Here is a 21,570-nt window from a genome sequence, read left to right as displayed (position 1 = left end):
GTTAGGCTCCTTCTATGACGACCGAGTCGCCGGCTTCCGTAACCACTCCCCGGATGGAGGCATGGACGCGAGCGCCCAGAGCGCCTTCCGGGATTTCACCGATCACGTCTCCCGGTGCCACCGCGTCTCCAGGTTTGACCACGGCCTCGGCCGGGGCTCCGATATGCTGGCTCAGGGGAATGCGGACTGTACTGGGTGCGCACTCGCCCATGAACTCTGGATGGATGTCCAGGTATCCGGCCAGGCCGGTCTTTATGGCCAGGCGAGGCGTTGGGATTTTTCTGTACGGGCGCAGGGCCGCCTGCTGGGGGCGGACTTCACGCGGACCTTCGTAACGCAGGCCGCGTTCCCTGAAGCTCGCCTTGAACAGGGAGTTGATGCGCCTGGGGGAGAGCCGCATGGGGCAGCTGAACAGCTCGCACACACCGCATTCGCAGCAGAGCATTGCCTGCTGCGCCCCTTGGGCTGCATCCACTCCGGCTCCAAAGGCCTTCATGACCTTGTGGGTCTCAAAGGCGTGCCCCACCAGATACCTGGGACACATGTCCGTGCAGTACCTGCACTGGATGCAGGCGGTTGAAGCGCGCTTGCGCATGACTTCTGGCGAGAGCGTGGCCGCCTCGTGCAGGTAGTGCCCCCGGGGCAGCACGATGAGCCCGCCCGTGGTCTTGGTGACCACGGCCCGGGACAGGGCCTGCGCGTCTTCGATGAAGCGGCCCATCATGGGGCCGCCCAGCAAAAAGACGGGATCGGCTATGGAGGCTCCGCTGCAGAGGTCGAGGCATTCGGTCAGGCTCATGCCGATTGGCGCATCGAGTATTCCGGGCCTGGCCACATCGCCGGTCACGGTGAGCACCTTCCTGGTGACGGGTACGCCTTCCATGGCCCTGGCCACGCTTACGAGCGTTCCCACATTGGCCACGAGAGCGTCCACTTCCTTGGGAAGGCCCAGTGGCGGAATGGTTCGGCCCGTGATTTCATGCACCAGGATATGTTCGTCCCCGGCCGGGTAGAAGTTGTCCAACCGGGCCAACTCCACTCCAGCCGTGGCGCATGGCTCTTCGAGGACCTTCGCCACGTTCTGGTACTTGGCTTTGATGGCCACCACCCCGCGGCCAGCCCCCACCGCCTTCATCACTGCCGAGAGGGCCCGGACGATGTCCTTGGCGTGAAGGCGCATGAGGTGCTGGTCGGTGTACAGGAGCGGTTCGCATTCGCAGCCATTGGCGATGACGATTCCAACCTGCGCGCCGTACTTGACGTGCGCCGGGAACCCGGCACCGCCCTCGCCGACCACTCCTGACTGGCGGACAGCCTGGATCAATGCCGCTGCGTCCAAGACGCCGCTCTGTGCTGACATGCCGCGTGGCTCCCTCGGGTATTCCGGTTATTTCCTCTTGAGGGGGAACACGTCTTCCAGGTCGCCGTGGGGGCGGGGGATGACGTGTACGGCGATGACTTCGCCCACGCGCTTGGCCGCTGCGGCTCCGGCGTCGGTGGCTGCCTTGCAGGCGGCCACGTCACCGCGCACCAGGGCCGTGACCAGTCCGCCGCCGATCTGCTGGTAGCCCACCAACTGCACGCGCGCGGCCTTGACCATGGCGTCTGCCGCTTCGATGAGGGCGGTCAGCCCCCGGGTTTCGATCATGCCCAATGCGTCCATGGAATCCATGCAAAGCCTCCTTCGTGTTGGCGGTTAACCCGGCCAATCCCCTAATGGGGCAGTTGGCCACGCCGTAGGCACAGCCCAATAACGGCGACCTTGAAAATGTCCTTGGCGCTGCACCCTCTGGAGAGGTCGTGCCAGCCACCCTCGAATCCCTGGAGGAATGGCCCAAGGGCTGTATACCCCGCCAGGCGTTCCACCATCTTGTAGCCGATGTTCCCGGCCTCGAGAGACGGGAAGACGAAGACATTAGCCCGGCCTTCCAGAACGCTGCCCGGGGCCTTCAGGGCCGCCACCTCGGGCAGGGAGGCTGCGTCGAACTGCAGCTCTCCGTCCACGGAGATGTCCGGGGCGCGCTTCTTCACCAGGTCCACGGCGTCCCGGACCATGGCCGCCCTGGGATGTTCCGCGCTGCCCTTGGTGGAGAACGAGAGAAGGGCCACTCTGGGGTCCTCGCCCAGGAGCGTGTGGGCCATGCCCGCCGAGGCGATGGCGATGTCCGCCAGAATCTCTGACGTGGGCTCGGGAACCACCGCGCAGTCGGCGAACACGAACTGGCGCTGGCCATCAGGCGAGACCATGAGGAAAAAACTGGAAACGGTCTTGATGCCCGCCTTCCTAGGCAAGATGGCCAGGCCAGCCTTCAGCATGTCCGCGGTGGAGGACAGATTCCCCCCCACCCCGACTTCCACCTCGCCACGCCTGACCATCATGGCGGATGCGGCCAGGGGACAGTGCATGGCCCTCTCGGCATCCTCTTCAGTTACGGGCTTTCCTTTTTCCTGGCGGATGGCGAAGAAAGTCTCGGCGTTTTTCTTGAGAAGGGTCGGGCTTGAATGGTCCACCACGCTCAGCCCGGCGGGGCTAATATTTGCTCCACGCAACTTTTCTCGGACCGCGAAAGGGGAACTCATGAGCACTGGTTCGGCCAGGCCTTCATCCTTCAGTTGGGCGGCAGCGGCCAGAACGCGTTGGTCCAGGCTGTCCGGGAAGACCACGACACCGGGCTTTTCCCGGCAGGCACGCACGCAGCGGTCAAGTATGTCCATGGGGCGCTGCCTAGGCCGGTCCGTTGACGCAGGCCAACGTGACCTTGGAAGGAGTGCTGTAGATGACCTTGGCGCCCTTGGGCAGGTAGATCATGTCGCCCGGTTTGCCGATCATGGTCTGGCCGCCCACGGTGAGATGGAGCTCCCCGGCGATGACCACCCCCACCTCGGGGGCGTCCACCACCCGGTTGAAGGAGGCCCGTTCCCAACAGAGATACCCGGCAGCGAGCTTGGTTTCCCCTGCCCGGCCCAGAGCTTCGGCCAGCACGGCTTTTCCCGGCAGGGGGACCTGGCCGCTTTGGGCTAAGAGCTTTGCGGAGTCTATGAAACGGACGCCGGTCTCGTCGGCCATGGGCTCGGCTGAGGCGGCACCTTGAGAGGCCGGAGCAAGTTTGGAGGCCACGGCTTCGCGCACCAGGCGTTCCACCATGGCGTCATCAGCGCCGGAAGGAAGCTTGTCGCGCATGACGGCCACGACCTGGCTTACCAGACGGTCGGTGTCCGTGGATCCGCGCGAAGCGTCCGTTCCCGAACCGGACCGGACCGCAGGGCCTGAAATGCCAGGGCCGCCTCCCTGACTCGCGGGACTTATGGGGCAGCAGCCGTCGGACGCGCAATCGCCGGTCAGGGCTATGCCCAGCTCGAGCGCCCTGTCCCTCGCCTGTTCAGTGACGATGCATTCCCCGGACGAAGCGGGCAGTTCCTTGGCTCCGTCGGCGTGCGCCTTCAGGATGTCCGCTTCCGTGATGATTCGCTTGGCCATGCGTGCCTCCAGGGGCAACTCCTCGAATCTTTGGGCCGTGATTGGCCGGAAACGCCGCGACACAGGCCGTGAGGCCCTCGGCACAAATGTCTAGTGCCTTGGGGAACCGCTTTCGTCCGCCTTGCATGAAGGCACGGCCTGGTCCTGGCCCATCTGGGAGCAGGCTTCCAGGAAGTCCGCGGCGTTGACGGCACCCGAGGCGAAGGACTTCATGGCCTCTTCGTGGAGAAGCTCCAGGGCCTCCATCTTGCAATCCTGGTAGGCTTTGGAGGTAAGCATGCTGAATTCGCGTGGCCTTGGCAGGCACACTTCGATCTCTTTCTTCACGCTGGCTGGCCTGTTAGTGAGAATGAGCAGCCTGTCGGCCAGGAAGATGGCCTCCTCAAGCTCGGAGGTGACAAAGAGGTTGGTTCCCCGGTGCTCCTCGAACAGGCGGACGTAGTACTCCTGCATGAGTGCACGGGTCATGGCGTCCAGGCCCCGGAAGGGCTCGTCCATGAGCATCACCTTGGGCTGGTTGATCATGGCTCGGACCAGTTCGGCCCTGCGCTGCATGCCGCCGGAGAGCTGAGATGGGTATTTGTCCTTGAAGTCCTGGAGACCAACGAGTTCCAGGAGCTTCATGGTCTCCTTGGCGAACACCTCTTCCGGGAGCTTGCGTTGCACGCGCGGGCCGTAGCTCACGTTTTCATAGGTGGTCATCCAGGGGAACAGCGCGGTTTCCTGAAACACCACCAGACGGTCCGGGCCCGGTTCGGAAACACTTTTGCCATCCAGGCAGACAGTGCCGGTGTCCGGAGCTTCATACCCGGCCAGCACGTTGACCAGGGTGCTTTTCCCGCAGCCCGAGGGCCCGATGAGCACGGTCAGCTTGCCTTTCTCCAGGGTGAAGGAGCAGTTGCACAGCACCTGCTGGTGCAAGGGGCCAAGGCCGAAGCCCTTGGAAACGTTCGTCACCACCATTTCTCCGGCGCCCATGCCGGCGGTCAGTTGGGTCTGGCTCATGAGAAGTGCTCCTTAGTAGACCCGCAACCACGGGGTCAGGCGGCTGCCGATGAGGCGGATAAGGGCCGAGGAAATGTAGCCTGCGATGCCGATGCTCATCATGCCGATAACGATCAATGGGTATTCACCCGCCACGTATGCTCTCCAGGTCAGAAACCCCAGGCCCGAACGGCTGGCGATCATTTCCGCGGCTACAACCACGGCCCAGGTGATGCCCATTCCCACGGTCATGCCCACCACGATGCTGGGCAGGGTGGCCGGAAGCATTACCCGCCAGAAGATGTCCGAACGCGTGGAGCCCAGGGAGTGGGCCGCCCGGACGTAGCGGGAGTCTATGCTGCGGGCTCCGCCCACGATGTTTAGGACCATGGTGAAGAAGGCACCGAGGAAGGTGACGAACATCATGGAGAGTTCGGTGGTCGGCCAGAAGATCACCGCCACCGGCACCCAGGCCAGGGGCGGGATGGGCCGCATGATCTCGAACAGGGGATAGATGAGCTCCCTGGCGGTACGGTTTACGCCAAGCAGCAGGCCCATCGGAATACCCAGAACCTGGGCTATGGCAAAGCCGGACAGAATGCGTACGAAGCTGTCGCGCCAGGACAACCAGTACTCCACGCTGACGAGCTGCTTGCCCAGGGCGGCCAGGACGGCCGATGGAGGTGGGACGTTGCCGATGATGGGCGCATTCAGGCGCGAGCATATCTCCCACAACACCGTGAATATGATGATGGACAAGATACCGCGGTATGCTGACCTGCTGAATATCTTCTTCTTGAGCTTGACCCAATTGAACTGTTGGCTGCCTGCTGTTGCCATGGCGAAATCTCCGGTATGTTGGGCCCGTTTCTAGGCCATTTCCCGCTCGCCGGCGGTGAAGGCCTTCAGGGCCTCTTCGTGCACTGCCTCGATGCATTCCTTCTTCAGCCTGATGTAGGTGGAGGAGGAGAGGGCACGGAAGTCGCGGGGCCTGGGGATGTCCACGTCCAGGATGGTTTTTATCTGCGCTGGCCTGGTGGTCATGATGTAGACCTTGGAGCCCAGGAAGATGGCCTCCTCGAGGTCGTGGGTGATGAAGAAGATGGTCTTCTTGCTCTTGTCGTAGACGTCGAGCAGGAACTGGTGGACCACCGTCTTGGTCAGGGCGTCCATGGCCCGGAAGGGTTCGTCCAGGAGCATGACGCTCGGGTCGTTCATCATGGCCCTGGCGATTTCCACCCGCCGGCGCATGCCGGAGGATATTTCGCTGGGGTAGTTGTTCTCGATGCCCTGGAGGCCCATCTGGCCAAGCATTTCCCTGGCCTTGTCCTTTGCGTCCCGGTCAGAGACTCCACCCTGAACCACCGGGCCGAAGGTCACGTTTTCGAGCACAGTGTACCAGGGGAACAGGGCTCCGTTCTGGAAAACCACTATGCGGTCGGAGCCAGGCGCGGCCTTTTTGCCCGCGTTGCAAAGCACCTGTCCGTCGAGGAGTATCTCGCCCGAGGTAATGCCATGGAATCCGGCAATGGCGTTTAACAGGGTTGTCTTGCCGCATCCGGAAGGCCCCACGACCACGCAGAACTCTCCGGCCTCGATTTCCATGGAGCAGTCATCCACGGCCAGTACTTTCGCGCCGTCGGGATCGTACACCTTGGAGACGTTGCGGATGCTTATCTGTCCGCGGCTTTTGGGTGAAGAAGCGTCGCCAGTATTCATCGGGCATCCTCTCTTACTTTCCATTGCATCAGGCGATCGCCCACCATGCGGATGAGCGCGCTGGAGAGCCAGCCGATCACGCCCAGGGTAACCATGGCGATAACGATGACCGGGTACTGAACCATGATGAACGAGTTCCAGATCAGGTAGCCAAGGCCGTATTCGCCGGAGAGCATTTCACCGGCCACAAGCGAGAACCAGGCGTAGCCCATGCTGATTTGCAGGCCGGTGAAAATAAAGGGCAGCGATCCCGGCAGGATGACCTTGAAGAACACATGCTTGGATTTGGCGCCAAGCGAACTTGCGGCCCTGAAGTACACCTCGTCGATGGATTCCACGCCCAGCAGGGTGTTGAGCACCGTGGCGAAAAAAGAACCCAAAAAGGTCAGAAAGATGATTGAGGCTTCCCGGCCTGGCCACATGAGTATGGACAGCGGCACCCAGGCCAGCATGGGGATGGGGCGCAGGGTCTCGAGCAAGGGGAAGGTGTAGTCCTTGAAGACCTTCTTCCACCCCATGAAGAGCCCGATGGGCACGCCCAGGATTGTGGCCAGCAGGAATGCCTGGATCACGCGCCAGATGCTGATCAGTATGTGATGGTAATACTCAGGCGTATAGATGGATATCCCGTAGGACGGGTCCGGGGATACCCATTCCCTGTAGACCATCAAGGGGCCGGGCAGCTTGTTGAACCACGGGAGCTTGAACTTCTCGGTGAAAAGATACCAGAGGATGATGAATCCCACGATGCCCGCGAGGTTCAGATACGGTCCAGTGCTTTTTAGCCACTGTCTGAGGCTGAACAGGGTGATCTGCCAGGAGGTCGGGGCATTGCCCTGGTTCGCCGTTGTCGCTTCTGCGTTAGTCACGGAAAGGCCTCCACCTTGTCGTTTCCCGCAGTGTCGTCTTTGCGGGGGCTGTTGCCAGGGCCTCAAGCAAGCGAAGACATACTTCGTCCGCTTGGCCGGTCGCCCTCCCCGGAAGGGCGCGCGGCGAGCGCCGCGCGCCTGGGGACGGACGGGCCGTGTGGGTCGGCCCGGGGGGCGTGTCCTAATCCTTGAAGGGGCAAGCGCTGGCGGGTGCGCCCTTGATCTCGCCCAAGGTGACCTTGTCGCTCACCGGGGTGTAGCCGGCGTCCTTGAACACCTGGCGGGCCATGGAGTCGTCCACGGTGCCGGGCTTGGGAACGTCCTTGATTCTCTTGTCCTTCAAGAGGAACGGGGCCACTTCGGCGATGTTCTTCTTTTCCGCTTCGTTGAAGTAGAAGGACTTCCACTCGCGAACGGGGTTCTTGGAGTCTGCGGGAACCTGGCCGTAGATGGAGTACCAGAGCACCTTCTTGGGAACGCCGGTGGCGTGCTTGGACACCATATCGATAACACTGGACCAGTTCTTGGGATCGAGCAGGTAACGCTGGGCTTCCAGTTCGGCGCGCAGGTAGCCCTTGGCCACTTCAGGATACTTGTCCATGAAATCCTTGCGCATGACCACCATGCCCAGGTCCGGGTTGTCGCAGGCCCGGCCGTCGGCCACGATGCGGGACACGCCTTCGCCCACATCGGAGGCGATGCGCGAAAGCGTGGGCTCCCACAGGGAGGCCGCGTCGAGCTTGCCGATGCGGAAGTTGGTACCGATGACTTCGATGGACTGGTTCAGGTATTCGGCGGGTTTGACGTTATACTTTTCAAAGAATTTGAGCAGGTATTGGTCCGAAGCGCTGCCTTTGGGAGCGGCGATGACCTTGCCGTCGAGCCAGCGGGCCAGTTCCTCGTTACTTTTAAACTGGGGGGCGTCCTTTTTGACCAGGACCAGCGAACAGCGGGTTCCTTCGGACATGCCAGCGGTGGCCACCATCTTTATTTCCGCCTGCTCGGGTTTGGAGCAGAGGATGGTTGCGGGCATCACGCTCATGTAGCCGATGTGGGCTTTGTCGGCCAACATGTTGTTGGCCACGACAGTGCCTTGCAGGGCACCCTGGAATTCGATTTCAGTGCCCTGGGGGACGTACTTCTTCCAAAGGCCCAGTTCGGAGTTGATGATGGCTTGGTAGGAGATGGTGTCATAGGGCTGGTAGCCGACCACGAATTTTTCAGCCAAGGCCTGGCTGGCGGCGAAAAGCGTTAGCAGAGCTAAAAATCCGAAGATGCGTCGAAACACTTTCATTGTTCCCTCCTTCGGTTGCACGGCAAGGCCTGAAGCGTTTCAGGCCCCTCCGGCGCCCGGCTTGCGGCCGGTGCGGTCCGGATCGTCCTATCCCCACTGTTTCAGGATGTTCCTCCTGTTAAAGCCCTGTAAAGTTGCGCCAGACCTCAGCTTAAGCTGCGCGGAACGTCGGGCTGGTCTTGGCGGAAAGTATAAGAGCAAAACCGGTACCAACCTGTTTACGTTGCCTGTACCGGCGCAGAAGGGCTTGATTGCTGGGTTGTCCGGCAGTTCCCTCTTCGTGTTAAGGAATCGGGAAGAAACCCGGCGCACCGGTGGTGCAGAATTGCAACTCTGGATAATAGGTATTATTCTTAATGACACAAAATTCACAAGCCAGGGTGTTGTCTCTCGAATAGCGTTGCGATAATGCAACTGTGGTGCGAATTTGCAACGACGATATTTGCGATATTCATACGCAGAAAGGCTGGGGGTCGGGGAAAACAGGCTGCTTTTGCTAATTCCCTGATTATACAGGATTTATATTTAAGTCAAACCCGTAAGCCGTGTGCTGAATCCGGCTTGAAACGCACGAGCTTTGCATGTGCCGGTGCAGACCGCCGGCTTTTACAGGTATACCATACCGCCCAAAGGGGTGCGCGCGATGAACAATGGTGATCAGACAGCGTCCATGCTCTGTGGCTATTTGGACAGCATTTTGGACACACTCTCGGATGGTGTCTACATCACGGACAAATCCGGCACGTCCCTTAGGGTCAACACCATGTACGAGCGGCTTACGGGGCTCAAGCGCGAGGAACTGCTGGGACTGAATGTTCGGGAGCTGAAGGAAAGGGGAGTCTACAACATAGCCCTGAATCCGGAGATAGTGGAGACCGGGAAGCCAGTGACGCGGGTGCAGACCAATATGCACGGGCGGCGCATGGTCTTGAGCGGATACCCCATCTTCGACGACAAGGGGGAGGTGGCGTTGGTGGTCACCTACGCCCGGGATATCACCATCATGTCCCAGATGAAGGATCAGATCGCCGAGCAGCGCGAACTTATCGAAAAGTATCACAAAAACTTCGATTACCTGAACAAGCAGAAGACTCAGCGCTGCCCGCTCATCCTCACCAGCAAGGAGATGACCCGGGTCGTCGAGCAGCTCCAGCGTATCGCCCCGACCGACGCTACGGTGCTTCTCCTGGGCGAAACCGGCGTGGGCAAGGACGTGCTGTCTCGGAACATCCACGAACAGAGCACGCGCCACGACAGGCCTTTTTTCAAGGTCGACTGCGCGTCCATCCCGGAAAACCTCATTGAATCCGAGCTGTTCGGCTATGCCCCCGGCGCGTTCTCCGGAGCTCTCACCAAGGGCAAGATCGGCTTCTTCGAAATGGCGGACAAGGGGACTATCTTCCTGGATGAGATCGGCGAATTGCCCCAGATCATGCAGTCAAAGCTTTTGCGGGTTTTGCAGGACCAGGAAGTGGTCCGGGTGGGCTCCACACAGTCCAAGAAGGTGGATGTGCGCATCATTGCCGCCACCAACCGCGATCTGGCCGAGGAGGTGAAGCGCGGAAACTTCCGAAGCGACCTCTACTACAGGCTTCGCGTGGCCGTTATCAACATTCCTTCTCTGCGGGAGAGGCCGGAGGACATCCTGCCTCTGGCCAGGCATTTTCTGGAGAAATACGCCACAAGATATCGCAAGCGCAGATTCTTTTCGCCCATGGTGGAAGAGGCCATGAAGGCCTATCGTTGGCCGGGAAACGTCCGCGAACTGGAGAACATGGTCCAGAGCCTGGTGATCACCTGCGAACGGGAGGCGGTTGAATTGAGCGACCTGCCCGGGGCCATGCTCGACGAGCAGAAGCCCATGGTTTTGGCAGCTTCCCTGGCCTGCCACATAGACACCGCCTCGGGCAAGCCGCTCAAGGAGATCATGGCGGACATAGAACGGGGTCTCATCCAGGATGCGCTCGACACCCACGGGTCGGTCAGCAAGGTGGCCAAGCTGTTCGGAGTGAACAGGACCACCATTTTCCGGAAACTCCAGATCAAAGACCCCGAGCAGCCTTCGACCCAGTCCGATTCGGGTACCTCTGGAAACGAGTCTGATTAGAATCTGCTCAAGAGGGTATTCGAAGCTCTGCAGAGTCCATTTCTTGGGCGAATTCTTTTGCATTGTGATGCAGCTAAAAATTGCATCATGTCGCATTTTTGCAACATAGTCTAACACATTTAAATCACGTAACTTGTTCAGGTGTGGGGCACGATGTGTTGCAAATATGCAGCAGCTCGTTCCTTTTCAACATTCAAATCTCATGCGCCTAGGGAGGCCCCCGATTGAACGTAAATGAGGGGGATTCCAAATGGGCCAAACTAACATCCTGTTATATATGAACTAATCTCTTCTGCATCACCTGTAAGTCTCTTGCGGTGTTTGCGCGAAAGAATCGGCCAATTAAAAAGATGTTGTATGCAACATGCTAAGATATAATGCTTTATGTGTTGAGCAGCCTTCTCCCCAGCTCTTGACCGAAGAAACCGGCATACGCGTTGCTAAGGATGTTTGAGGGCGTGCTCCAAGACGCCCCATGACGCCGGTTCACGCGTCCAACAAAACCGCATTTCAAATACATCGGTAGGAGAGGGGTACGCCATGTTGAATCCTATCTGTTGCGAAGCTTACAGTTCGCACGAGCAACGTCTCCAGGACAAGATCGAGGGGAAGGAAGACAAGTTCCGGGCAACGCACAAAAGGGTGTTCACCATCCTTGAGAGCTTCGACGGGGTAAAACCCCGGATCGACGTGGAGCGGGCCAAATATTTCACCGAGTCCATGAAAGAGACCGAAGGACAGGCTCTGGTTTTGCGTTGGGCCAAGGCGCTCAAGCACATTGCCGAGAACATGACCGTCTACATCGACGACAACCAGTTGCTTGCCGGCCGGGCCGGGTGCCAGGGGCGTTACGGCATCCTGTATCCCGAGCTGGACGGCGATTTCCTTGGGTTGGCCATCGAAGAGCTGCCCAAGCGCAAGGAATCCCCTTCTTACATCACTCCCGAAGACGCCAAGGTGGTCATCGAGGAGATCGCCCCCTACTGGAAGGGCAAGACCTTCCACGAGGCCCTCAACAAGGCGCTGCCGCCCGACGTCCACAAGTTGACCTACAACGACCCCGAAGGTCTGGCCTCCCGCTTCGTGGTGAACGAGACCGCGTCTTTCAGGTCCTCCATTCAGTGGGTGCACGATTACGACAAGGTGCTCAAGCGCGGCTTCAAGAGCCTCAAGGACGAAGCTCTGGCCAAGCTCGAGGCGCTTGATCCCCTTAGCCCCGTGGACAACGTGGAGAAGCGCCCCTTCCTGGAGGCCATGGTCATCGTGTGCGACGCCATCGTGCACTGGGCCAAGCGCCACGCCGTCCTGGCCCGCGAGGTCGCGGCCAAGGAGTCCGACCCCACTCGCAAGCAGGAACTGCTGACCATGGCAGATATCTGCGAGCGCGTGCCTGAACACCCCGCCCGCAACTTCCACGAGGCCGTGCAGTCCCAGTGGTTCACCCAGATGTTCTCGCGCATCGAGCAGAAGACCGGCACCATCATCTCCAACGGACGCATGGACCAGTATTTCTATCCCTTCTATCAGAAGGACATGGAAGAAGGCCTCCTGACCGAGGAAAAGGCCGTGGAGCTTCTGGAGTGCATGTGGGTGGGCATGGCCCAGTTCATCGACCTCTACATTTCCCCCACTGGCGGCGCCTTCAACGAAGGCTACGCCCACTGGGAGGCCGTTACCATTGGTGGCCAAACCCCGGACGGGCGCGACGCCACCAATGAGCTGACCTACCTGTTCCTCAAGTCCAAGCGCGAGTTCCCGCTGCACTATCCGGACTTGGCGGCGCGAATCCACTCGCGCTCCCCCGAGCGCTACCTGTGGGAAGTGTCCGAGACTATCAAGGACGGCGCTGGATTCCCCAAGCTCATTAACGACGAAGAGGTCATTCCTCTCTACGTGTCCAAGGGGGCTACCTTCGAGGAAGCCTACGATTACGCGGTGTCCGGCTGCACCGAGGCGCGCATGCCAAATCGTGACACCTACACCAGCGGTGGAGCCTACATCAATTTCGCTGCCGCCCTGGAGATGGTGCTCTACAACGGCCGCATGAAGAAATACGGCGACAGGGTGCTGGGCCTGGAAACCGGAGACCCCCGCTCGTTCAAGACCTGGGACGATCTCTGGAACGCCTACGTCAAGCAGCACGAGCTGTTCTTGAAAACAGCCTTCTACCAGCAGCACGTCATCATCAACCTGCGCGCCAAGCATTTCGCCCAGCCCATGGGCTCCGTGCTGCACGACCTGTGCATGAAGCACTGCCTGGACCTGCACACTCCGCAGATCCCGGAGGGGCTCAACTTCGGCTATTTCGAGTACATCGGATACGGCACGGTGGTTGATTCCCTGGCCGCCATGAAGAAGCTAGTGTTCGAGGACAAGAAGCTGACCATGGACGAGCTTCTCGATGCCATTGGGAACGACTTCGAGGGCAAGGAAGACGTGCGCGCCCTGCTCAAGAGCGCGCCCTGTTACGGCAATAACGACGAATACGCCGACTCCATCGCCAGGGACATCGACATCCTGTCCGTCAAATACGGCAACAAGTACTCGCCGGAACTCGGCATGCACAACGACGTGCGCTACGTGCCCTTCACCTCCCATGTGCCCTTCGGCAAGGTGGTGAGCGCCACTCCCAACGGCCGCCGGGCCTTCACCGCCCTGTCCGACGGCTCTTCGGCCTCCCACGGCGCGGACGTCAACGGACCCACGGCTGTGCTGCTCTCCAACTACACGTCCAAGAACTACGGCTACCGCGACCGCGCGGCCCGCATGCTCAACATCAAGTTCACCCCCAAGTGTCTGGCCGGGGATGAGGGAACGCGCAAGATGATCTCCTTCATCCGCACCTTCTGCGACCTGAAGCTCTGGCACGTGCAGTTCAACGTGATAAACCGCGAGACCCTGGTTGCGGCTCAGAAGGACCCGGAAAAGTACCGCAACCTTATCGTGCGCATCGCCGGCTACAGCGCCTACTTCGTGGACCTGTCGCCCGATCTGCAGAACGACCTGATCGCGCGCACTGTGCACGAGACCTGTTAGGTTTGTCTTCGCGGCGAGAGCCGCCGCAGCGGGAGACGCCCTGAAAAGGGGCGTCTCCCTTCTGCGTTTCGGATAAAGGGCAACGCGGCGCAATTTACAACCAGCTCCGCAGGGGCGAACGGGATGTGCCACATGACATCGCAAGAGGACAAAAAGACGAGCGGGGTGATCTTCAACGTCCAGAAGTACTCCGTCCACGACGGTCCCGGTATCCGCACCATAGTCTTCTTCAAGGGGTGCCCCCTGTCCTGCCGTTGGTGCAGCAATCCGGAATCGCAGTCCTTCAAGGTTGAGCTGGCCTTCAACGACGGGCGCTGCCTCGGTTTCTCCCAGTGCGTGCGCTGCCTGAACGCCTGTCCGAACCAGGCCATAGCCCAGCTGGACGACAAACCGGTGTTCAACCGGGAAATCTGCGCCAGCTGCGAAAGACACTGCGTAGACGCCTGCCCCGCCTCCGGCGTTATCGCCTATGGGCAGCGAAAGACCGTGGACGATATACTACGCGTGGTGGAACAGGACTCCGCGTTTTATACCCGCTCCGGCGGCGGCATCACCCTCTCCGGCGGCGAGCCCTTGGCCCAGCCGGACTTCGCCCTGGCATTGTTACGGGAAGCCCGGCGTCGCAGGTTGAACACGGCCATGGAAACCTGCGGCAACGCCCCCTGGGAGGTGGTCCGGGAAGTCTGCGGTCTGCTGGATTCATTGATGTTCGACATCAAGAGCTTGAATTCGGAGCGCCACAAGGAATTCACCGGTGTGCCCATCGACCTCATTGTCGACAATTTCAAGCGTATTGTCGGGGCTTTCCAGTCACTTCCAGTGCATGTCCGCACTCCCATCATTCCCGGATTCAACGATACGCAAGAGGACATCTCGGCCATCAGGGAACTCGTCTCAGGCTATCCGAACGTCACCTACGAGGTTCTTCCCTACCATCGCCTGGGCACCCAGAAATACCTCTTCCTCAACCGCGAAGCCCCCATGGGTGACGTAACCCTGCCAAGCGGAGTCTTTCAGCAGCTTGAAGCCGTCGCCAGGGGGGATCAAACGGAGAGAGTGCCCGAGGCCGCCCCGGTTTCCGAGAGGTAGAGCATCACGGCTGATGTGCATCGGCAACAGATGGTCGCAGGCCGCTTCTGGGTTTTCCAGAGGCGGCCTTTTCTTGCCTAGACTGCGGCCAGGGGTTCCCCACAAGGGCTGGACGCGGTATCATCCTCTTAACGGGGTACGAAAAAACCACATGAACCCCCGAGGAGAACGCAATGAAACGATTTGTCGCTGTCATCGGTGCCATGCTGCTGGGCTTTGCCTGCGCTGCGGCACCCTTTGGGGCCAGCGCGGCGCTGGCTCAGGGCAAGAAGGACTTCGTGAAGCTGACCACCACCAAGGGCGACATCGTGCTTGAGCTGGACGCCGCCAAGGCCCCGGCCACGGTTGAGAACTTTCTGAAGTACGTGAAGGACGGCTATTACAACGGCCTTATCTTCCACCGGGTCATCAACGGTTTCATGATCCAGGGTGGGGGCATGGACAAGAACATGAATCTCAAGCCCGGACGTGCGCCCATAAAAAACGAGGCTGACAACGGCCTGAAAAACGAGGCCTATACCGTGGCCATGGCCCGCACCAGCGATCCCCACTCGGCCACTGGACAGTTCTTCATCAACGTGGTGAACAACACCATGCTGAACCATACGGCCAAGACTCCTGCCGGATGGGGCTATGCGGTCTTCGGAAAGGTGGTGGAAGGCAAGGAGGTGGTGGACGCCATCAAGGCCGTGCCAACCGGCACCAAAGGAGGCTATGAAAACGTGCCCCGCGAGCCGGTGGAGATACTGAAGGCCGAAGTGGTGCAGCGCTAGGAGTTCACGTCCGGGATTTGTTTCAACAGGAGGTCGAACACGCTGGCAGCGTCTATAACGCCGATGGTCTCTTCGCCCCTGGTAACCAGGAGATAGTCCCGGCGCTTGAGCACCATAAGGTCGATTGCCACGTCCAGGGTGGCCATGGCATCGATGCTTTCGTCCTCGGAGGGTGCTCCAAGCAAGCTTTCCACAGTGTTGGTGGATGCGGCCCGGGTGAGGGCGCCAAGCGATTCCGGGTTCAGGGTGTATTGCTCCACGAACATTCCGAGCATGTCCGAACCTACTCCATGTTCGGCCATGTCCGAGAAGAAGCCCGCGTCTGCGTATTTGGGATTAAGACCGCGCAGAAGGTCAACCATGCCAAGGATGCCCGCCACTGCCCCGTCCTGGCCGCGCACCGCGACCAACCGGGCCTGAGGGTCAGCAGTCTTCCGCCTGAGTGTCTCTGCTGCTTCCATCAGGCTGGTCCGGGCAGTTATCGAGGGCAAATCCTCGGCAGGGGTCATGATGTCCGTAACCGGGGTGGTATGCATGTGGGAACCTCTGGCTTGACGCGCCGGTGCTGTGTAGTGTCTTTCACAGGGAACCAAAAATCTCCGGGCATGGCAAGGACTGCTGGCTTGCGAGGCCCTACGCTCACGAGATTTCAAGTTGCCCGCCTGCCCCAGAGTGCCGTACCCTTTGGTGCAAGACTGAAGTCCCTGGAGGAACGATGAACAGTACGATCCGTCCGGCCGCAATGGTGTTAGCCTTGGTTCTTTGCCTTCTGGCCGGACAAGCCTCCGGGGCCGAGCTTATCTCCGGCCAGGCTGTCTATGTTCCGTGCTATTCGCAAATCTACCATGGCATCAGAACCCGCCCCATAGACCTTACCATCACGCTCTCGGTGCGAAACATCGACCCCAAGCGCAGCGTGACGCTGACCGCAGTGGATTTTTATGACACTGCCGGCAAGCTCGTCAGGCGCTATCTGGATACGCCCGTGCAAATGGCCCCCCTCATGACCCGGGAATTCATCGTGGGTCAGACCGACACCGCAGGTGGTTCCGGGGCCAACTTCATTGTGCTCTGGTCGGCTGATCCTCCGGCCAATCCGCTTTTCGTGGAAGCGGTCATGATCGGCACCACCGGCCAGCAGGGCATTTCCTTTTCCAGCCACGGGATAGCCCTGGCAGTGGAGTGAGCCAGCAGGTCCTACGGCTTGCAGGAGACGTGGCACACCCCCATGGGCGTGGTGACGGCATGGGGGAAGTATCGCCTGCGGACCCACAGAGCCACATTGACCAGCCCGATGAGCACAGGCACTTCCACCAGGGGACCGATGACCGCGGCAAAGGCCTGGCCGGAATCGATCCCCCAGACAGCCACGGCCACGGCGATGGCCAGCTCGAAATTATTGGATGCGGCCGTGAAGGACAGGGTGGCTGACTGTTCATAAGTGGCTCCGGCCTTTTTGGAGAGCCAGAACGAGACTGCGAACATGGCCAGGAAGTATACGCAGAGCGGCACTGCGATAGTAAGCACATCCAGGGGCAGGCGCACCACGGCTTCGCCTTTGAGGGAGAACATCACCAGGATGGTGAACAAAAGGGAGATGAGCGTGATCGGGCTGATCTTAGGTATAAACTTGGTTTCGTACCACTCGATGCCCATGGCCTTTATCCCCACCACCCGCGAGAGCACGCCGGCAATGAAGGGAATCCCCAGGTAGATGAAGACGCTCTCGGCGATCTGCCCCATGGAGATGGCCACATCCATCCCCGTAAGACCAATCCAGCCGGGCAGCACTCCGATGAAGAACCACGCATAAGCCGAAAAGAACAGCACCTGGAAGATGGAGTTGAAGGCCACCAGCCCGGCGCAGTATTCGCGGTCGGCCTGGGCCAGGTCGTTCCAGACGATGACCATGGCTATGCACCGGGCCAGGCCGATCAGAATGAGCCCGACCATGTATTCGTGCTGCCCCGAGAGAAAAGCCACGGCCAGAATGAACATGAAGACCGGCCCGATCAGCCAGTTCTGCACCAGGGAGAGCATCAGAACACGCCAGTCCCTGAAAACCTGCCCGAGCTTTTCATAGCGCACCTTGGCCAGGGGTGGGTACATCATGAGAATAAGCCCAATGGCTATGGGAACGTTTGTGGTTCCTGCCTGAAAGCGGTCCAGAATGCCTCGGACGCCGGGGTAAAGATAGCCGATGGCCACCCCGGCGAACATGGCCGAGAAGATCCACAGGGTCAGCCAGCGGTCGAGAAAGGAGAGGCGTTTTGTTACGTCAGACATGGTGTCTCCATGAAGGTTTGCAGGATTCGCCAGGTGGAAATTACTTCTTCTTGTTTAGGGCGTCCATGAAATCACGGGCCGCGTCTCCGCGCAGAAGTTCGGTGAGCCCAACCAGGCCATCGACGAGATAGCGTGAAGTGTAGCCCTGGGTGCGCAGGTAGACCATGGCGATGTTCGAGCGGTCCATATGCGGGCAGGCCGTGACGATGATCTTGTCCTTGGGCAGCTCGTTCAGGCGGTTCGGGAGTTCGTTAAGCGGAATGTGCAGGCCGAAGTTCATGTCCCAAGCCTGCTTTTCTTCAGGAAAACGGATGTCTACGAGCACGGCCTCATTCTTGGCCAGCATGGCCAAGAGTTCCTTGCCGGAACATTTCATTTCCTTGCGTGCGGCATAGTCGAAGGACCGGACGTAGCGGTCCAGGCTCTGAGGTTCAGCTGCCATGGCTGGGGTGGTTAGGCAGAGGAAGGCCAAGAGCAGAATCACGTGGTGTATGGGTCTCATGGTCGTCTCCTTGGTGTTGAAAATGTGGATGGCGTACCGCTTTACACGCCAACGAAAGGCCTGGCTGCGAAATACACGCCCATAAGCCCGATCATCAGCCCAGCAGTGCGACGAAACCATACCCCTCCCTGGCGGATGGGGCCGGCTTCCATCCAACGTTGAACAAGGGTCGTGGAGCTGCCAGCCACTACAATGGGCAGGCAGTGGCCCAAGGCGAACAAGGCAACGAGCGCCACACCTGTCATGATTTTCTGCTGGATGGTGATGATTGCCAGAATGGGCGCAATGAAGCCGAAGGTGCATGAGCCCGATAAAACCCCATAGGCAAGGCCAAGCAGAAACGCTCCCCAGTGGCCTTTAACCTTCATGCGGCCCATGAGCCCGCCGGAGATGGTGCATTTGGCCACGCCCAGCATATCCAGGGCAACCCAGATCAAAACAGCCCCGACGAGGATGGTCCAGTAGGGGCCAATGTCGCCGAGCATGCGACCCATCAGCGAGCAGCTCACGCCAACCGCGGCAATGCTCAGAAAAAGGCCCCCTGTGAAGGCAAGCGAGTACTTGGCGGCCTCCCGCCCTTGTATGAGTCGCCCCTGCCCGGCTACATATCCTACGATGAGAGGAATTGAGGCCAGGTGGCAAGGGCTGAAAAGCACGCTCACCACGCCCCAGAGAAAGCAGCCCACGGCAGCGATGGCAAAACTATCCACCATCCAGGCGTTGATGGTCAAAAAGAGTTGGTCAAGCATTATAGTGCGCCTCTACTGGGCCAACAGCTTGTCCAAAACTTCCGATATGGACTTCTTGTCGAAGAATCCCTCGTGTCTGAAGACCTCCTTGCCTTGCCGGTCATAAAAGATCTGGGTGGGAATCGCCCGCAATCCGTACTTCTTGCTCTGGTCCGGATTTTCCCACACATCGATGAATATGACAGCCGCCTTGCCTGAGTATTCTTTCTCAACGGCATCCAGGATAGGGATCATCATCTTGCAGGGGATGCAGGACTTGGCGCCCAGGTCCAGCATGGTCACCGTATTCTTGGCCGGAACCTCCGGAAGCGGGGCGGCCAATGCCTGGGAGAAAAGGGAGCATGCGACTAAAAGCGCGGCCGAGCAGGCAAAGGCTGTAAACTTCACTCAGCACCTCCACAGGCACAACCACAGGTGCGTTTTACAGCGGAGGCGTCTTTCATGCTCCGGGCGGCCTGTTTCACGGTTTCCAAGTCCTCTGTCGAGAGGGCCAGGGCCCGGTCCTTGACTTTGTCTATGCCCAATTCCGTAACCACCATATAGGCGCCCATGGGCAGGCCGGCGTTCTCCATGATCGCCTTGGCGCAGCCCACGGGGCATCCATCCAGCACGAGAATTTCCGGGGCCTCCCCCGTGGCCTTGACGAAACCTTTGAGCTTCGCGCCGACTCCGGCCAGGCAGTACATTTTGCCGAACCCCTCGCGGGTGAGTTCCACAGCCGCCTGATTGGTCAACTGGCCCACATTGGACCCTCCGGAACAAGCCAGAAGCATCACTTCGCCATTTTGTGAACAGCATGTTGCGTTCATATCGCTTTCCTCTTTCTTTTTATGATTGTGATGCAAGCCAGGCCAGAACTTCGGACTTGGCGGGCGCTCGTCCCGTGCACATCACCTTTCCGTCAAGAGCGACCGCCGGGGTGGAGAAAACTCCCATGGCCGCAATTTTCTGGAAGTCGGTCACTTTTTCAACCTGAGCGTCCACACCGGATTCGGCAACCGCAGCCCGGACGATCTTTTCCGCTTCGGAGCACTTCGGGCAACCGGGGCCCAGTACGCTAATGATCATGATTTCACCTGGAGTTTAAACGATGAAGTTGAACAAATAGCCGACCAGCAGGATACCCAAGCCAACCACGGCAATGAAGGTACCGATGAGGCGCGGTTTCAATACCTTTCGCAGGATGACCATTTCCGGCAGGGACAGGGCGATGACGGCCATCATGAATGCCAGCACCGTTCCCAGGGCGGCTCCCTTTTCCAAGAGAGCCTGCACCACGGGGACGATTCCGGCTGCATTGGAATACATGGGGATGCCGATAAGAACGGCCGCTGGAACGGACCACCAGGCATCTCGGCCCATGATGCCGGCCAGAAAACCTTCGGGGACGTATCCGTGGATGCCCGCGCCAACGGCGATGCCCAGGATCACATAGAGCCAGACCTTGCCCAGGATGTCGCGAACGCAGTCCAGGCCGTAGCGAACCCGCTCGTGCACACCCATGGGAGCCTGCTCCATGGACTGGCCGTTCTCGGCACGCACAAGTCGCACCCAGTCTTCGATGTGGGCCTCCATGCCAAAACGCCCGATAACCCACCCGGAGACAATGGCCACGGCAAGACCCGTCACCAGGTACAAGGCGGCGATCTTCCAGCCGAGCAGGCCGTAGAGGAGAACCAGGGCGATCTCATTGATCATGGGAGCCGACACCAAAAAGGAGAAGGTGACGCCAAGCGGCACTCCGGCGGTTACGAAGCCGATGAACAGCGGCACCGCAGAGCAGGAGCAGAAAGGGGTGACAATGCCCAGCAGGGCCGCCAGCACATTCCCGGAAAATTCTCGCTTACCGGCCAGGAAGCGCCGGGTTCGTTCCGGGGTGAAGAAGGAACGCACGATTCCTATGGCAAACACCACCAGCGCCAAGAGCAGGAGCACCTTGGGAGTGTCGTAGAGGAAGAATTCCACGGCCTGGCCGAGCCGGGATGTGGGCTCGAGCCCAAGCAGTCCGAAGGCAAGCGAACGAGCCAAGGACGGCAGAAGGGCATAGATTCCGGACCAGGCCACAAGTGCGGCGATTATTGTGAGGATGAGTCGCGTGGTCGAGGGGTGGGCATCTCTCTTGTCGGCCCGGTTTGCAGCTGGTCCAGCGTCAGGCTTGTCAGCGAGCTTCGAAGCGTCGGCCGTAGAAGTATCACCGGACGGTGAGTGCCGCAGATCCCCCAGAGAAGGAGCGGGCGGCCTTTTTTGGAGCGTGTCATCTAATGGTTTCATGGATCACCACCGGTTCTTCTCGCCTGATCCGCACGCGGCCTGAGATGGGCCCTGGTCGGCCACAGCTTTAAGAAACGGGCCGTCGCTCACCTTGGACACCGCCTCGCGGACCGACATGATTTCGGGATCGTTTTCAAGACATTGGGACAGCAGCGCCAGCATGCGTCCGGCGTGGCTGCCGTCTTTTGGCGCCAGCGAATAATGGACCCAGGCTCCCTTGCGTGTCCAGACCACCAAGCCGGCCTCCTCCAGTACTTTCAGGTGCTTGGAGACAGTGGATTGGGCAAGGCCTAAGACCAAATGAACCACGCATACGCATAAGGGCTTTACCTCGAGCATCTTGAGAATTTTAACCCGGGCCGGATCGCCCAGGGCCTTGGCCGCCTTGGTGAATGATTTCATAATACCCCCAT

23 protein-coding genes are annotated in these 21,570 nt (G+C 59.7%); 5 read left to right on the top strand and 18 right to left on the bottom strand.

Features of this window, described 5'->3' with window-relative positions; translation table 11 throughout:
* Position 1: 1 nt before the first annotated feature.
* The 9 genes from HY795_03920 to HY795_03880 form a co-directional block, all read right to left on the bottom strand.
* A complete protein-coding gene (locus HY795_03920; GenBank protein ID MBI4804364.1) occupies positions 2-1,339 on the bottom strand; it encodes a 4Fe-4S dicluster domain-containing protein in 1,338 nt (445 codons plus the stop codon).
* A gap of 48 nt (positions 1,340-1,387) precedes the next feature.
* Entirely contained in the window at positions 1,388-1,663 is a 276-nt protein-coding gene (gene eutM, locus HY795_03915) for an ethanolamine utilization microcompartment protein EutM (GenBank protein ID MBI4804363.1), read from the bottom strand.
* A gap of 50 nt (positions 1,664-1,713) precedes the next feature.
* The gene (locus tag HY795_03910; protein ID MBI4804362.1) at positions 1,714-2,715 is read right to left on the bottom strand and encodes a phosphate acetyltransferase; all 1,002 of its coding nucleotides are present in this window, start codon (positions 2,713-2,715) and stop codon (positions 1,714-1,716) included.
* A 10-nt stretch (positions 2,716-2,725) separates the two neighbouring features.
* Positions 2,726-3,478, bottom strand: a complete 753-nt coding sequence (locus tag HY795_03905; GenBank protein MBI4804361.1) for a cupin domain-containing protein — start codon at positions 3,476-3,478, stop codon at positions 2,726-2,728.
* Between the two features lie 90 nt (positions 3,479-3,568).
* The gene (locus tag HY795_03900) at positions 3,569-4,483 is read right to left on the bottom strand and encodes an ABC transporter ATP-binding protein (GenBank protein MBI4804360.1); all 915 of its coding nucleotides are present in this window, start codon (positions 4,481-4,483) and stop codon (positions 3,569-3,571) included.
* A 12-nt stretch (positions 4,484-4,495) separates the two neighbouring features.
* The gene (locus HY795_03895; protein ID MBI4804359.1) at positions 4,496-5,302 is read right to left on the bottom strand and encodes an ABC transporter permease; all 807 of its coding nucleotides are present in this window, start codon (positions 5,300-5,302) and stop codon (positions 4,496-4,498) included.
* A gap of 30 nt (positions 5,303-5,332) precedes the next feature.
* Complete coding sequence (locus HY795_03890) at positions 5,333-6,181, bottom strand: ABC transporter ATP-binding protein (GenBank protein ID MBI4804358.1); 849 nt, start codon at positions 6,179-6,181, stop codon at positions 5,333-5,335.
* A complete protein-coding gene (locus HY795_03885; protein ID MBI4804357.1) occupies positions 6,178-7,050 on the bottom strand; it encodes an ABC transporter permease in 873 nt (290 codons plus the stop codon). Before HY795_03885 ends, HY795_03890 begins: the two co-directional genes overlap by 4 nt.
* A 181-nt stretch (positions 7,051-7,231) precedes the next feature.
* Entirely contained in the window at positions 7,232-8,344 is a 1,113-nt protein-coding gene (locus HY795_03880; protein ID MBI4804356.1) for an ABC transporter substrate-binding protein, read from the bottom strand.
* Positions 8,345-9,014: 670 nt separating this feature from the next.
* On the opposite strand from HY795_03880, the gene HY795_03875 reads away from it, so the two are divergent.
* From HY795_03875 to HY795_03860, 4 genes are all read left to right on the top strand, one after another.
* Complete coding sequence (locus tag HY795_03875) at positions 9,015-10,451, top strand: sigma 54-interacting transcriptional regulator (protein MBI4804355.1); 1,437 nt, start codon at positions 9,015-9,017, stop codon at positions 10,449-10,451.
* A gap of 540 nt (positions 10,452-10,991) precedes the next feature.
* A complete protein-coding gene (locus HY795_03870; protein MBI4804354.1) occupies positions 10,992-13,487 on the top strand; it encodes a glycyl radical protein in 2,496 nt (831 codons plus the stop codon).
* Between the two features lie 132 nt (positions 13,488-13,619).
* A complete protein-coding gene (locus tag HY795_03865) occupies positions 13,620-14,576 on the top strand; it encodes a glycyl-radical enzyme activating protein (protein MBI4804353.1) in 957 nt (318 codons plus the stop codon).
* Positions 14,577-14,749: 173 nt separating this feature from the next.
* Positions 14,750-15,349, top strand: coding sequence for a peptidyl-prolyl cis-trans isomerase (locus HY795_03860; GenBank protein MBI4804352.1), 600 nt, complete (start codon positions 14,750-14,752; stop codon positions 15,347-15,349).
* Here the strand turns inward: HY795_03860 and HY795_03855 are convergent.
* Positions 15,346-15,885: a CBS domain-containing protein gene (locus HY795_03855; protein MBI4804351.1), complete on the bottom strand. Its 540-nt coding sequence runs from the start codon at positions 15,883-15,885 to the stop codon at positions 15,346-15,348. The two genes, HY795_03860 and HY795_03855, sit on opposite strands and share 4 nt — an antisense overlap.
* A 206-nt stretch (positions 15,886-16,091) precedes the next feature.
* Between HY795_03855 and HY795_03850 the strand changes: the two genes are divergently transcribed.
* The gene (locus HY795_03850) at positions 16,092-16,535 is read left to right on the top strand and encodes a DUF3124 domain-containing protein (protein MBI4804350.1); all 444 of its coding nucleotides are present in this window, start codon (positions 16,092-16,094) and stop codon (positions 16,533-16,535) included.
* A gap of 11 nt (positions 16,536-16,546) precedes the next feature.
* Here the strand turns inward: HY795_03850 and arsB are convergent, their stop codons facing one another.
* The 8 genes from arsB to HY795_03810 all read right to left on the bottom strand — a co-directional run bounded on the left by arsB (position 16,547) and on the right by HY795_03810 (position 21,559).
* Positions 16,547-17,635, bottom strand: a complete 1,089-nt coding sequence (gene arsB / locus HY795_03845; protein MBI4804349.1) for an ACR3 family arsenite efflux transporter — start codon at positions 17,633-17,635, stop codon at positions 16,547-16,549.
* 40 nt (positions 17,636-17,675) lie between these two features.
* Positions 17,676-18,077: a rhodanese-like domain-containing protein gene (locus HY795_03840; GenBank protein MBI4804348.1), complete on the bottom strand. Its 402-nt coding sequence runs from the start codon at positions 18,075-18,077 to the stop codon at positions 17,676-17,678.
* 101 nt (positions 18,078-18,178) lie between these two features.
* Complete coding sequence (locus HY795_03835; GenBank protein MBI4804347.1) at positions 18,179-18,886, bottom strand: cytochrome C biosynthesis protein; 708 nt, start codon at positions 18,884-18,886, stop codon at positions 18,179-18,181.
* 12 nt (positions 18,887-18,898) lie between these two features.
* Positions 18,899-19,273, bottom strand: coding sequence for a thioredoxin family protein (locus tag HY795_03830; protein ID MBI4804346.1), 375 nt, complete (start codon positions 19,271-19,273; stop codon positions 18,899-18,901).
* Positions 19,270-19,695, bottom strand: coding sequence for a putative zinc-binding protein (locus tag HY795_03825; GenBank protein MBI4804345.1), 426 nt, complete (start codon positions 19,693-19,695; stop codon positions 19,270-19,272). Before HY795_03825 ends, HY795_03830 begins: the two co-directional genes overlap by 4 nt.
* A 19-nt stretch (positions 19,696-19,714) precedes the next feature.
* Complete coding sequence (locus HY795_03820) at positions 19,715-19,954, bottom strand: TM0996/MTH895 family glutaredoxin-like protein (GenBank protein ID MBI4804344.1); 240 nt, start codon at positions 19,952-19,954, stop codon at positions 19,715-19,717.
* A 15-nt stretch (positions 19,955-19,969) separates the two neighbouring features.
* On the bottom strand, positions 19,970-21,157 hold the full coding sequence (locus tag HY795_03815; protein MBI4804343.1) for a permease: 1,188 nt from the start codon (positions 21,155-21,157) through the stop codon (positions 19,970-19,972).
* A gap of 3 nt (positions 21,158-21,160) precedes the next feature.
* Complete coding sequence (locus HY795_03810; GenBank protein MBI4804342.1) at positions 21,161-21,559, bottom strand: winged helix-turn-helix transcriptional regulator; 399 nt, start codon at positions 21,557-21,559, stop codon at positions 21,161-21,163.
* Positions 21,560-21,570: the final 11 nt, after the last annotated feature.

This window comes from Desulfovibrio sp., assembly GCA_016208105.1.
In the GTDB taxonomy this organism is placed as follows: domain Bacteria; phylum Desulfobacterota; class Desulfovibrionia; order Desulfovibrionales; family Desulfovibrionaceae; genus Fundidesulfovibrio.
Note: the sequence above shows the minus strand (reverse complement) of the source record. Positions and strands in the feature narration are given on the sequence as shown.